This window comes from Mycoplasma testudinis ATCC 43263, from assembly GCF_000687795.1.
Taxonomy (GTDB): Bacteria; Bacillota_I; Bacilli_A; order Mycoplasmatales; family Mycoplasmoidaceae; genus Mycoplasmoides; species Mycoplasmoides testudinis.
Genome location: NZ_JHXT01000002.1, coordinates 73,871 through 87,228, shown reverse-complemented (window position 1 = coordinate 87,228; position 13,358 = coordinate 73,871). Strand labels below are relative to the sequence as shown.

Below are 13,358 nucleotides of genomic sequence, written 5' to 3'. Positions count from 1 at the left end.
ATAATGGATGGTTTTTATATGTACTTTACAGATTTGCATTGCCATTTAGGTGGATGTACACCACCTGAAGTTTTGAAAAGTATTGCTTATGATCGAGGATTGAAAATAAGTCCTAAAGACTATAAAGAATTTGAGAAATTTATTCGTTTTAATGAAAAGCCTAGTGTTTTAGAATTGTCTCAATCTGATAATCAAAATTTAGTTGATAAAAAAATTCGTGAGTCACAATTCAAAAACTATTTAAGTCGTTACACCTTAATCCAAAAAATTGCTTCTTCTCCAATCGCGATTTATCAGTCAGTTTTTGAAACGGTTAGAAATGCTTATTTGGAAGGTCAAGTAGATTTATTGGAAATTAAGTTAAATCCAATGTTACGAAATGAGGAAGGAATTTATGATCTAGATTCCATTATTTCAGCAGCTTGTGATGGACTGCAAAAAGCGAAAACAATTTTTAATAAAGTGCGTTGTGGAATTATTATTGAAAGTGATCGAACTTTTTCAGGCAAGCAGTCTTTAGTACTAGCTCAAAAAGCTTTAAAATTTCAAGATCGAGGAATAGTTGGCTTGGATATTTCGGGTTACAAAAAGAAATTTAATTTGATGGAGCATTTCGAAGCTTTAAAAACAGCAAAAGAAGGTGGCCTAGGGATTTCTTTACATACTAACGAACTACAACTAGAAGAAGATTTCTTTAATCCAGCCATTATTCGATTAGTAGACCGAATTGGTCATGGGGTACAGATTTGTACGAATCCTAAAAAGCTGAAGTATGTTATGAAGTATAACCCACAAATAGTTTTTGAAATTTGTCCAAATTCAAATATTAATTCTGGATTAGAGTCAGAAGAATCTCTTCATAAAATAATTGAGCAATTACGCGATAATAATACTTTATATACAATCTGTAGTGATGGCTTTATTTTTAATGGACATGTTAAAGAAAATTATGAAACGCTTGGCTTTACTAATAAAGAGATAGAAGCCACGATAGCTGTTTCAAGAGACGCTAGTTTTTGTAAAAAGTAATTTAATCACAAATCTTTTTATAAATTGATGCAGATTATTGATATAACGATTTAATGGTTATTTGAGAGTTTATTTTAAATAGATTCAAAAGTAGAATTTTAAAAAGATAGATAGTTGAATAATTCTTAGTGTCAGGATTTTTTGTCATCTGTTTTTAACTAAGTCGACAAACAGAAATACACTGACTTTATAAAATATTTTGTTATCATTTTTAAATATTAAACATCTACGTGAAAAGTTAGGATTTTTATGGCAAATATAAAATGATCACGAAAGCGCAAAATAATTACGCTCTTATCACCTTTGTTAGCTGCTGTTCCGATTATTGTCGGGGCGTGTTCTGCTCCTTCAGTTTCTTTTCAAACTAGTCCAGACAATAACAAATCCAATGAGAAGCAAGTATCACCTGGCGGTACACAAAAAGATGTAGCTAAGGATTCTTCTAAAGACAAAGCTTCAGATCAAACTTCTGCTCCTAAGCCTATTCAGGATACACCTTATAAACCAGATACTACTCCAGGTACTAAGCCTTCTCATGGCGCATCTGATAAAACACCTAACACTGACCCATCACAAAAACCAGGCACTGCTCCAAATACTAATCCTACCCCAGATACAAGTGATAAGAATCCCCCAACTCAACCAGTAGTTGACAATTCGCGAATTATTGCTGCATATTACCAAAGTCTTAAAGATGCAATTGCTAAGACTGAAAATTCTAACAAACTTCCAAGTGAATTAAATTTACCATCTAACCCATCAGTTGAAGAAGTTAATAATTTAACACAGTCAGTTAGTGTTCCGTCACTGCCTAATTCTTTAAAAGATTACAAATTAGTTATTTCGAGTAATTTTGATAACGCTTTTGGCACAATTTCTATTTATGTTACTGTTGCTAATTTAGATGAAAGTTCTTTATATGATGTTAATGGTAACGTTGAAGATAATCAGTCTAAAGTTGGTAAATTAATTACGATTCAAGGCTTTCAAACAAAAGCACAACGGCAGACACAAAATGCTATTAAAGATTATTATCAATCATTGACAAATGTTATTGCTGTCGGGAAAACTAATGTTTTACCGCAAACTCTGGTAGACCAAATCAATGATCTTACTTCAGTATCTGAAATAAATCAATTGTTGGGAATCGATTCGGGAGCTGTGCAAGTTCCAAACACTAATAAATTGCCAGGCTTTGGTTTAAAATTTGAAGCAACAGCGAATTCTGATGGCACACTATCACTTAATGTTGTTTTAACTAAGGATGGTCAATACTACGATGTTAATGGTTTGATAACAAATGATCAAGCAGCAGGCAAGCAAATTATTATTGGCGGGTTTTTAACCCAACAAGAAGCAAATAATCAAGCAGCCATTCAAACGTATTACAAAGATTTTGCTAAAGAAGTTAATTACACGACAACTGATACAGCAAAACTACCAAGTGAAGTTTTAACAAACTTAAATAAATCTACTGAAGTATCAACTTTGAATGAACATTTGACAAACTCAACTCAAATCCCTTTATTAACTAATTTAGATTCGACAAAATTTAAACTTGAATTTAGCGCAAGCGCAAATGACTTATTGGGAATTTTATCAACTAGAGTTTTCATTACTAATGCAGATGGTTCGATTATTTATGGACTAGATGGTTTACCATCCACGAATGCAAATTCTGGTGTTGCTATCAATATTACTGGTTTTACAAACATTGTTAAAAATTTCTATGCTGGTGTTGAATCTGGTATAAGTGCAGACAATACCCAATTGCCTAGTCAAGTACAAGGAATTATTGGTACGGTAAGCGATGTTGATAGCTTTAATAACTTATTGCGCCCTTCAACTAATTTGCCTAAACTTCCAGATGGTTTCTCTTTAAATATTCAAGTTCTTTCATTCGATGATACAACAGGTTCAATTCAATTAGGAATCAGTTTAGTTGCAGATGGAAAATCAATTGGTATCGATGGTCAAGTATTAGTTGATGGTGCCACAGGCAAGCAAATTACATTTACTGGATTAAAGAATAATCGACTAGAAAAATTAACTCAAGGCGTAAATGCATTGAATGGCATTTTCAACACGAGTAAAGGAGTTATTCAACAACAGGTCGTTAATAGCGCTATTAATGGTTGACATACTCGTCAAGGTCGAGCTTGATCGTTTAGTTATTTACTGGGGCAGAAATATACAAATGTTTTCGGAACTACTTTGCGCGATAATGATGTTCGCGATGCATTGAATAAGGTATTTTCATCTAATTCATCTGTATCTATTGCAAACGGAATCTCCTTCCAATATCAATACAATTTAACAAATGCCATGCTTTATGGTACTTCAGTTCATCAGTCTTCTGATGGAGTGGTAACTGCTTCAATTGATTTCACAATTTCCCAAGCCGATGCTAACAAGAATCTTAGCAACAATAATATTTCAGTAAATGTTAATTACAAAATTCAAAGTTCGAGTGGATATTACTGATCTGATTTAATCAGAACTGTATCTAAGACTCAAAATTTAACCATAGATATTTCAAAATTTGCTACTGATACTTCTTATCAAAATAGTATCAAAGACCAGTTAGTTAATAATTTAAACCAATTATTATTAGTTCAGTTTTAGGATTTTCCTAATTTTACTTGCATCTAAGAAATTTGTAAAAATGTCTAATTTAATTTTTCCCAATGCACAATTTTTGTTTGTTCCTTAAAATTTATTTGCAATCTTAAACTTTGTTTGTTTATAATACTTTTATTCCAGAGATATATTTATACAAAGTGCTAGATTCTCATTTTAACTTCCTGGGTGCTGGCCCACAACAATATCCCCTATTTTTCTAGAACGTACATTTAAAATCATCTTAATTTAATTTCATTTCTTATAATGGAATTAGTGGTTTGGATTTAAGGAGATAATATGAAAGAAAATAAAATAGTGAACGCTTTAGAAGATATTTATACGGTTTTAAATCAAGCTGTTCAAGAAATTAATGAACGCGTCTTTAATGGTATTTTTAAAAACTATGTTTTAGTTATTCAAAAAGGGAAAAGCCCACGATCAACTGTTCTTGCTTGATTTCAAGCAAATGCCTGAAAAATAAAAGAAGATTCTTATAATGAAATTTCTCTAGTCGCAGAAAGCTTTGCTTCTTATAATAGTGTCTTGAAAATGTTGTGTATTATTGTCCACGAATTAGTTCATTATGAAGGGCATCTTTTGAATATGGAAACAACTTCTCGTAATGGGGTTTTTCATAATGATAAGTTTAAGCTTTTAGCTGAAAATCGGGGAATTTTATGCACAACTAAAACAGCTAAAGACGGATGGAGTTCAAGCGATCCTACCGAAGCTTTAGAAAATATTTTAAAAAAGATCATTCAGGACTTAAATTTGGAAGCAAGACTGCCAAATTTTTCACGAGCTAAACCAGCACCAGCACCTGCTAAAAAATATTTGTTTTCATATAGTTGTCCGACACACAAAGTTAAAATTAAAGCTAAAGTGGGTACGAAAGTATTATGTGGTATTTGCAGTGAACGCTATCATTTTGTTGATAAATTACCTGATGATCCTGAATTAATAAGATTGATCGACTCCGAGGATGTAGCTGCTATTGAGGAAGTAAATGATAGTGAAGAAATCTTGAATTTAGATGACGACGTTTAATTTTTCTATTTTCTATTATTTTATTTAAAAAATTTTCTTAAGCTTCAATCCCTTTTTTCAGATTTAATTTTTGGAATCATCTTTGAAGCACAAAGATGCAGCCTTTAAATAAGACCGCATTAATAACCCAGCACCAAGGTTAGGCCCACTTTTGTAACGAATTACAACTAAAAGTTTATTTACAACCTGCTTTAAATTTAATAAGTTTAACAATGGTTTTGATGCTGTACCTTTTGGTTCTCCATCATCGCTAGATGCAGCCAAGAATCCGGTTTCTTTGGAGTTAATCATATAAGCGTAAACAACATGAATTGCTTTTTTATGTTGTTTACGTAAATCTGTTAAAATGGATGTTACTTCTTGCTTACTTGTAACATCATAAAGTTCGGCCAAGAAACGGCTTTTATTAATTGTGTATTCGTGCATTATAGACTTATTGTAAAAAACAGAAGATCTTTTTTAACTAAAAGAGATTAAACCTATTCAATTGACAGAACCAAAAACAATTAAAAATGATTTTTGTTTTTATCTTGTTCGATAATGAATTCAACACTCGGCCTATAGTATAAGAATTCAGAAGACGGGCTTTATAATTACATTTTAAGGTAAGTCATTGACCTTCAAAAATTTCTCTATGCTATAATATTAAAGCGTTTTGAGATGCAGATGTAATTCAATGGTAGAATGCAACCTTCCCAAGGTTGACACGCGAGTCCGATTCTCGTCATCTGCTCCATAGCCTTAAATTTTCAGGGCTTTAGCCCTCGTCATGCAGATGTAGTTCAATGGTAGAACGTGACCTTGCCAAGGTCGAGACGCGAGTCCGATTCTCGTCATCTGCTCCATTATTACTACCTCAGATTTAATTTAAATCTGATTATTATATAAGTAGTCAAGGGGGTATGATTGTGCTGACTATTATCGGTGCTGTCGTAATTCCCTTGATTTATTTATTTAATAGTTACTTCATCGGTCGCTTTTTAAAACGTTTTTATCCCCAGCTAACTAGTTTTACGCTTACAGGTCTGGGTTTTTTTGTAATGTTGATGATTATTTTTATTTTGACATTACCTGTATATGTTGTTCCGGTCAATTTTTTGGGTTATTTAGTTTTGTTGGCTATTACCCAAGGACTTTTGATAATTGCTTATGCATTAAACTGAAGATATAGTTTTTCAATTAGCGAATTCAATTTATTGTCATTTAGTTTTTTTGTTATTTTGGCGATCACTTTAACTGGAACATGATTTTTGTCTAATAATTTAAGCCAGGAAATTAACTTAACAGTTGAAGGTCAAAATATTAATCAATTTAGCTCTTTGATTACTTACTTGCAAAAACCAGTTTCTTTAAATTCAATAGTTTTTAATCCACTGACAGATTCAGAATCAGGTCAATATGTTGCATGGAATGCAATTAATTTATCTTGAATTTTTATGTTCAATATCAATGCAACAAATATTGGTGAAACTAGTAATTTAATTGGTGGGATTTTTACCACTTACGGTTTATTAGCAATTTATTCAATTATTACTAGTGCTATTGTTGTTGGTGTTTTTAATGACTATATTTTACGTCGTGATTTCTTTCGAATATTTTCAATTTGAGCCATCATGATTATTATTAACGCGCCAATGTTTTTATTAACAAAAACACCAGTTAATGGAGTTGCTTGAATTGTGCCTTTGTCCATTTTAATAATTCGTTTAATGTTTGACTCTATTACAACTTCATGAAACTATCGCCTAGATTTAATTTGTGCAGTATTGTTAATTTCTGGTCATACCTTAAGTGTTTCGTTAATAATTTTTAATTTCACAATTGTGGTTTTAAAAGTCTTGTTAAGTTTTTTAAATAAATCGCCTCATACGACGACTAGTTCAATCATCTTTTCTTTAGGAGTGATTTTTCCCTTAATCCTGGTGGTTCAATCCTTTTCAATTGTTGGTTCAATTGTCTTTAGTGTTTTATTGATTTGTTTTTATATCTTGTGATTTATTTTAATTTCACGCTTGTGGTTTAAAGAACGAGTTGTTATTTACGAAAATTGGATGCATCGAAAAATTAGTTGATTTTTAATTGTTTTTATTTCTTTGATTTACATTGTTTCAGTCATTTTAATGTTTTCTGGAGGACGTTTTGAATTCGATTCTAGGCCATGAATTATCTTGCCTAATCCTTTTTTAGATACATCGAACATTGTTAATTTCAATCAAAGTTTACAAATTGTTTTAAACGTTGGTTTTTGAGTGATTACGATTGTTATTTTTTTGTTTTACTTTTCTTCTACGTTATTGCGTCAGTTTAATACTTACAATATGATTTTGGGTTTCATTCAAAAAAGAAGTCGTGCGTTTGTGCACAAAACAATTCGGGTTATTCCAACACGAACAACGATTGAAATCGGTGAGCATGGAAATTTATTGAACTCTTATAATAAATCAGACAGTCCTTATTTACAACGCGGGACAGACAAAAATTATTATGGTCTTTTCTCATTGTTAGTTATGCTATTGGTTTGAAATCCGTTATCTACTAATTTGATGAACCGTATTGCTGCACGACTGCCATTTGATTTGTCTTGATTATTCTTTTTAGCTATTGTCCCTTCACTGTTTACTTATGCTTTGCCAAAGTCGAAAGCTTTTAAAACGATATTAACGATTTTGATCCTATTAGTTGGGATTGGTTTAAATGTTGCATTGGGATTTGGAAATTATTTTTTTAATACAATTTAGGAGTTTTTTTTATGGATGTTAAAAAGAAGATGCAAGAATTGATTGCTAAATTGGAACAATGAGAATACGAGTATTATGGTTTAGATAATCCTAGTGTTTCTGATGCAATTTACGATCAAACATTAAGGGAATTAATAGCTTTAGAAACCCAATATCCCCAATATAAAGACCCTAACTCTCCATCAACGCGTGTTGGTGGAGTAATTCTTGATAAATTTACTAAAGTCGCTCATGATTTTCCAATGCTTTCATTGGGCAACGCTTTTGATGAAAATGATTTATTACATTTTGATAAACAGATTTGTGATGTAATTTTAAAAAAGGAAAATTCATATGTTGTAGAACCAAAAATAGATGGTTTAAGTATTTCTTTAAAATATGAAAAAGGAATATTGGTTCAAGCATTGACACGTGGTGATGGCGTCGTTGGAGAAGACGTTACTCAAAATGTAAGAACCATTAAAACAATTCCTTTGAAAATTGATTGTGAATTTGATACTTTGACAGTTCGCGGAGAAGTCTTTATTAGTAAACCGGATTTTTTAGAGTTAAATAATAACTTACCTGAGGAAAAGCGTTTTGCTAATCCCCGCAATGCAGCCGCTGGATCTTTAAGAAATTTAGATTCTAAAATTGCTGCTAAACGAAAACTAAGTGCTTTTATATATTATCTTCCAGATGCCATTGATAAAGGGTTTAAAACGCATAACGAAGTTTTACAGCAAATGAAAAAATGGGGATTTAATACGGCTAACGAAATTAAATTAGTTAAATCTATTCACGAAGCTTTAAAAGAAGTTTCTTTATTTAGGGAGAAACGAGAACACTTATCGTATGCAATTGACGGAGTAGTTTTAAAGTTGAATGATTTAAGTTGATATGATGAATTAGGGGCAACTTCAAAATTCCCTAGGTGAGCAATTGCTTACAAATTTCCGGCCACAAAAGTACTTACAAGGTTAACTGATATTTTAACAACCGTAGGTAGAACAGGAAGAGTTAATTACGTTGCTAAATTAGATCGGGTTAATGTCGATGGTTCTTTTGTTAGTTCTGCAACTTTGCATAATTTTGATTACATTAAAGAAAAAGATATTCAAATTAATGATTATGTCCAAATTTATAAAGCTGGAGATATTATTCCAAAAGTTTTGTGTGTAGAATTGTCTAAACGGGATTCCAAAAAAATAAGAATTTTCCCAAAGGCCACCCATTGTCCTGAGTGCCATCAAGTTTTAGAACAAAGCGATGGTGAAGTTGATCAGTACTGTATAAATACTAATTGTCCATCACGGGTTGTACAAAGCATTATTCATTATTGCTCACGAGCTGCTATGAATGTTGAAGGTGTTTCTGAAAAAATCATCGAGAAGCTTTATGATGCAAGATTATTATTAAGTATTACTGATTTATACGAATTAAAAAATAAGCAGCAAGAAATTTTGGCTGGCGATTTTAAAATCAAGCAAAAAAGCCTTAATAATATTTTATCTTCCATCGAAAATTCAAAAAACAACCAATTATCAAATCTGATTTTTGCCTTAGGAATCCGTCACGTGGGAGCAACAACTGCAAAAGTTTTGGCAAAGAAATTTATTAACTTAAAAACTTTGCAGGAAGCAGATTTAGAGATTTTGCAAAACATTAATGACGTAGGTCCAGTTGTTGCGCAATCTATTGTGGATTGATTTGCTTTAGAAACCAACCGGAATATTCTTGAAAAATTAGTTAATTCTAATGTATCAGTTATTGAAAAAATTGATACCACAAAAATCATTTCTGATTCTCCATATTATCAAAAATCTTTTTTGATTACGGGTTCATTTTCAATTAGTCGAAATGAAATTAAAAAAAATTTAGAAATTAAATTTGATGCTAAAGTAATGGGGTCGTTATCAGCTAAAACTGATTTTGTTTTGGCTGGAGTTAATGCTACTTCTAGTAAAGTCGAAAAAGCAAAATCTTTAGGTATAAAAGTGTTATTAGAAGAAATTTGAAATTAATGGTTTTTTAACTTAACATTTTTGAAAATTTATAAAAATATAGTCCCGAAATAACTAATTGAGCCAAAGAAAAAACTCAAATTTGTTTATGCCTTTATTGTAATTCATAATTGCAAAATAGAATTAAAAGGCTCATATAAATAAAAAATACTATTACATAGTAATAGTATAATTTCAATTTATTTATTCATTTTATAGATTTTTTCAAATAATTTTGTTAGGATAAACTATCAAAAGAACCGGTTTGTACTTATTCTTGTAGCTTCAAGAAATCAACTTATTTAAGTTTAAATCATTATGTTTAGCTTTCTTTACTTGAATTGCTAATCTTGTAGCTTCTTTTTCGGCTAATAAATCAACATAAAACATCGAATCTAGTAATACTGTAGATTTAGTTACGGTGTAGCCTATTTTCTCAAGATACTTTTTAGCTCTGAATTCGCTTTTAAAATTTTGAAAGTTTTGATATGCAATAACATCGCATACATCTTTAAATAAATGCTGGTATTTTTTCGAATAAAGAAAATTTGAAACAGTTTTATATACATCATTTATTTTAAGAATATCAGTCCATTCTTTGTAATTTTTAGGACAACTTTTTCATATTAGATTTGTCAGTTTCAATTCTCGCGAAATTTGAATGATTAGAGATTCTTTCAAGTTCATTAATATAAATACCTCCTTGATTAATTTCTTTTGCTTGTTTAATTAATTTTGTGTTCACGTACTCTAATATTCTTATTTTCTTTTGCAGTAATTTAACATACTCCGCATCATTTCTTTTAACAACTGTTTCAAGATTGTTTTTTTGATAATCTGTCAACAGTTGAATTGAAACTCTAGGATCTGTAGTGATGTAAGTTTTAGTAACCATCAAAACACTAGAATGACCAATAATTCTTGAAATTTCTTCAACGTTATAACCTCACTCATAATACATGTTAGTTATTAATGTTCTTCTTAGTCCATGAAAATGTATTTTTTTAGCACTCGTTGGATTATATGATGGATCGAATTCCTCTGGATATTTTTCAGCTGCAAATTTTTGAAAAAGACCAAACAAATTTAAAAAAGTTTTACGAGTTATTTTTAAATCTCGATATTTTTTTAAATCATTAATTAAATTAATTGGGATTGCAACAGGTCTTTCATTACCGCCTTTTTTAGAAACAATAGTAATTGAATAATTGTTTTTCTCATTGAAATCGTTTCAATTAAGTTCACAAAATTCAGCTATTCTTAATCCATTTTCCTTTTGCACATTAAAAAGAAATTTAAATTTATCATTTCCAAACTCATTTAGACAAATGTCAATTTTCTGTAAATCTGATTCACTGTAAGCCAAACGAAAGCTTTTAATCTTGTTAAATTTTTTGAATTGTGGAACTTTTGTATTGAAATACGATCCCAATACATTTGAAAATTTTCTAGAAATGTGATTTAAAAATGATTTGACAATTTGCAAAAATAAATTTTTAGTATTGTTGTTTCATTTATTTTTGTTTATTGCTATAGCTCTTATTTCATCAACGTTTTTTAATTCTTGCAGATTTTTGAATTTGTCAAGAAGTTTTGATAAATGATAGATTGCTGAATTTCTTGCATTTTCATTCAAGTACTTTGTGTAATAATCAATTTCAGTTTTTAAGTCTATATCTTTTAATTCCATTTTAATTCCTAGTCCGCAAACTGAAAATAAGCTTGCTTTGTTTCTTTATTAATTTGTTGTTTACCATTTGCAATTTTTGAAACAAATTCAAAATATTTGTTTTCAATTTTTATTTCTTTGTTATCAATAGCTTTACGAGCTAATTTTTTAAGTACAAGCATAATTTCTAGCTTGTCAATATCTGATAATGCTTTTGAACTTTTGAACAATTTTCAAAATTGTGGGAGGTATTTATAGTTAGTCATTTTTATCTTCCATTATCTTTTTTTTGCTTGTTTTGTTAATGTCTTTTAAAAATTTGATTATAAAATCATTCAAATATTTTTTATCATTCCGTTGCAAAGCGAATTGTTTCTTAGTCATAAATGTTCCTTATTTTTGTTTTAGTGACTATAGAACGACAAAAAAGCCATTCTATAGTTCTTGATACTACCAAGATAAAAGAATGGCTTATATAGGCTTAAAATGCTATAATTATGGCTAGATTTGCGGACTTTTGTCCCCTATCTAACCGCCATGCTCTTATCATGGTGGTTTTTTTGTGCTTTACAGTGTTAGAGAAAAATAAAAAGTCATTTTCCGTTTATGAAAAAAGACTTATAATTTTTTCCTACTAATAAAGATATTAAGTAACGAAAAAATGCTCTTATCATTTTTCCTAATGTTATAATATTATCATAATATAGAAATTTTTGGAGATATAGTTTTGGAAAGTAAGATAATTAGTTTTAACGATGAAAATATTACTTTAGAATCTGTGAAAAATATTTATAAAACATTTGGTTGAGAATTTATTGAAGAATTAATATGCGATTCTAGCGAATATCCGTGTAATAAAAGTATTGTTTTTTACAAAAACGAAAATATTAATAAAAACGAAAATCTTAAAATGTTAGAAAAAGAATTAGATAATCTGTTTAAACAGTACAATAATTTAATTGTTCCTAAAAATCCATTTTCTTTAATTGTTCTTTTTGCTTTGATGTTGCTAGGAGCGATTCCTGGGTTAATATACACGTGTATAATTTATCCTTTAGAAAAAAAATGAAATAATATAGACATGCCAATATACGTAAAAAAATCTGATGAGTTAGATAATAGGATTAATGAAATCTTAAAAAAGGCATCTTTAATTATTAAACAAATAAATAACAATTCGCAACAAAATAATATATAATATTCCCATCCTATAGGACACCAGCCAACAACTCCCAATGTTGGTTTTTTTATTGTCTAAAATCAGTCCGGGATTCTTAAAGTCTTAAATCTTTTGTCCGGAGAAATTCAAACAAAAAAATCAGCCCTTTTATTGGCTGATTTTCTTTTATAAACTTGGTTTTGTTTCTTCAGTTTCTTTTGGCTTTTCAATTTCTTTAACAGTTACTTTAGAATCTTCTTCATTAGGTTCAACAGTCAGACCGTTTAAATCAACTTTTGTCACCTTTGCAGTATTTTCTAATTTAACTAAAGCTACAGATTTTGTTTCGGATACTTTTTCAGGCTTAGCTTCTTTTGGTTTTACTGCAACAGTGTTTATAGCAGATTTAACTTGCCCTAAAGCTTCTTTAATTTTTTGTTCAACAATTTTATTCACATCTTTTTCTGAATAAGTTTTTGCAACTGGTTCGGGATCAGGAATGTTTAGAATCGATAATTCAAGCTTTTGAAATTTCTTTCCGGCAAGTTTAATAAAGCAAGATGCTTTTTCCATTACTTTTGTAGCTTTTGGTGAAAAGACTGCAACAATCATTGTGGCTATTTGAAAAAAAGGCAAGATTAAATTTGTAATCAAATTGATTAAAGTTCCAATAAAATTTAAGCCGTACTTTTTAAAGTTTTGCATTTGTAGCCTCCTTAATTTGGACTCTTTCTCAGTCCGGTGAATTATCAAATCTTTCATGATCATCAATAGCTACTGCTACATAGTGTTTTGTTTTAGGATTAAAGTATCAAACTTTGTGAGCATCATTTAATACTATTCCAGTCTTTTGTTCTTTCTTGTTAGTTACGGTGAAAGTACAAATTCCTTTACCGTATTTCAGCAGGTCTTCTTGCTGTTTACTAATCTTAACTTTTTGATTTTTTTTAATTAAGCTTCTAAACAATCCAAAGATTGTTGAGAACAGCCCAATAATGAATACAAGTGTTAAGATTGCAAGAACAGAAAATAATGCTCAATCAGTTGTTGCTCATTTGCTAGGGTCAACATTAAATAAATTAATCAGTCATACAGCAAATCCGGTCATATTG

The 13,358-nt window shown here is 30.0% G+C and carries 13 protein-coding genes and 2 tRNA genes; 8 read left to right on the top strand and 7 right to left on the bottom strand.

Annotated features, from left to right (window positions below):
* The first annotated feature begins 18 nt into the window (after positions 1–18).
* The 3 genes from T384_RS0100845 to T384_RS06870 all read left to right on the top strand — a co-directional run bounded on the left by T384_RS0100845 (position 19) and on the right by T384_RS06870 (position 4,698).
* Positions 19–1,029 carry an amidohydrolase family protein gene (locus tag T384_RS0100845; protein ID WP_036498642.1) on the top strand — a complete coding sequence of 337 codons (1,011 nt, stop codon included), beginning with the start codon at positions 19–21 and terminating at the stop codon, positions 1,027–1,029.
* A gap of 249 nt (positions 1,030–1,278) precedes the next feature.
* Positions 1,279–3,654, top strand: a complete 2,376-nt coding sequence (locus T384_RS0100840) for a lipoprotein 17-related variable surface protein (RefSeq protein WP_027119449.1) — start codon at positions 1,279–1,281, stop codon at positions 3,652–3,654.
* 294 nt (positions 3,655–3,948) lie between these two features.
* Positions 3,949–4,698, top strand: coding sequence for a hypothetical protein (locus T384_RS06870; protein ID WP_027119448.1), 750 nt, complete (start codon positions 3,949–3,951; stop codon positions 4,696–4,698).
* Positions 4,699–4,761: 63 nt separating this feature from the next.
* Here T384_RS06870 and T384_RS0100830 read toward each other — a convergent pair whose 3' ends face one another.
* Positions 4,762–5,124, bottom strand: a complete 363-nt coding sequence (locus tag T384_RS0100830; protein ID WP_027119447.1) for a YigZ family protein — start codon at positions 5,122–5,124, stop codon at positions 4,762–4,764.
* Between the two features lie 236 nt (positions 5,125–5,360).
* Here T384_RS0100830 and T384_RS0100825 point away from each other — a divergent pair.
* The 4 genes from T384_RS0100825 to ligA all read left to right on the top strand — a co-directional run bounded on the left by T384_RS0100825 (position 5,361) and on the right by ligA (position 9,439).
* Positions 5,361–5,434 (top strand) — tRNA-Gly (locus tag T384_RS0100825).
* A gap of 35 nt (positions 5,435–5,469) precedes the next feature.
* A tRNA-Gly gene (locus T384_RS0100820) sits at positions 5,470–5,543 on the top strand.
* Positions 5,544–5,600: 57 nt separating this feature from the next.
* Positions 5,601–7,436, top strand: coding sequence for a hypothetical protein (locus T384_RS0100815; protein WP_027119446.1), 1,836 nt, complete (start codon positions 5,601–5,603; stop codon positions 7,434–7,436).
* Between the two features lie 11 nt (positions 7,437–7,447).
* Positions 7,448–9,439 carry an NAD-dependent DNA ligase LigA gene (ligA, locus tag T384_RS0100810; RefSeq protein ID WP_027119445.1) on the top strand — a complete coding sequence of 664 codons (1,992 nt, stop codon included), beginning with the start codon at positions 7,448–7,450 and terminating at the stop codon, positions 9,437–9,439.
* A gap of 192 nt (positions 9,440–9,631) precedes the next feature.
* On the opposite strand, the gene T384_RS0100805 is transcribed toward ligA, so the two are convergent.
* From T384_RS0100805 to T384_RS07580, 4 genes are read right to left on the bottom strand one after another with little or no spacing between them, the layout of a single operon-like run.
* A complete protein-coding gene (locus T384_RS0100805) occupies positions 9,632–10,105 on the bottom strand; it encodes a hypothetical protein (protein WP_027119444.1) in 474 nt (157 codons plus the stop codon).
* Positions 10,026–11,108 (bottom strand): site-specific integrase, encoded by a 1,083-nt coding sequence (locus tag T384_RS0100800; protein ID WP_027119443.1) that lies wholly within the window; start codon positions 11,106–11,108, stop codon positions 10,026–10,028. Before T384_RS0100800 ends, T384_RS0100805 begins: the two co-directional genes overlap by 80 nt.
* An 8-nt stretch (positions 11,109–11,116) precedes the next feature.
* Positions 11,117–11,353, bottom strand: a complete 237-nt coding sequence (locus T384_RS0100795; RefSeq protein ID WP_027119442.1) for a hypothetical protein — start codon at positions 11,351–11,353, stop codon at positions 11,117–11,119.
* On the bottom strand, positions 11,346–11,471 hold the full coding sequence (locus T384_RS07580) for a hypothetical protein (RefSeq protein ID WP_281171246.1): 126 nt from the start codon (positions 11,469–11,471) through the stop codon (positions 11,346–11,348). Before T384_RS07580 ends, T384_RS0100795 begins: the two co-directional genes overlap by 8 nt.
* Before the next feature lie 343 nt (positions 11,472–11,814).
* Between T384_RS07580 and T384_RS0100785 the strand changes: the two genes are divergently transcribed.
* Entirely contained in the window at positions 11,815–12,285 is a 471-nt protein-coding gene (locus T384_RS0100785) for a hypothetical protein (protein ID WP_027119441.1), read from the top strand.
* A gap of 147 nt (positions 12,286–12,432) precedes the next feature.
* Here T384_RS0100785 and T384_RS0100780 read toward each other — a convergent pair whose 3' ends face one another.
* Both T384_RS0100780 and T384_RS0100775 read right to left on the bottom strand, forming a co-directional pair.
* Positions 12,433–12,951 carry a hypothetical protein gene (locus tag T384_RS0100780; protein ID WP_027119440.1) on the bottom strand — a complete coding sequence of 173 codons (519 nt, stop codon included), beginning with the start codon at positions 12,949–12,951 and terminating at the stop codon, positions 12,433–12,435.
* Positions 12,938–13,354, bottom strand: a complete 417-nt coding sequence (locus T384_RS0100775) for a hypothetical protein (protein ID WP_027119439.1) — start codon at positions 13,352–13,354, stop codon at positions 12,938–12,940. The genes T384_RS0100780 and T384_RS0100775 overlap by 14 nt, the downstream gene beginning before the upstream one ends.
* Positions 13,355–13,358: the final 4 nt, after the last annotated feature.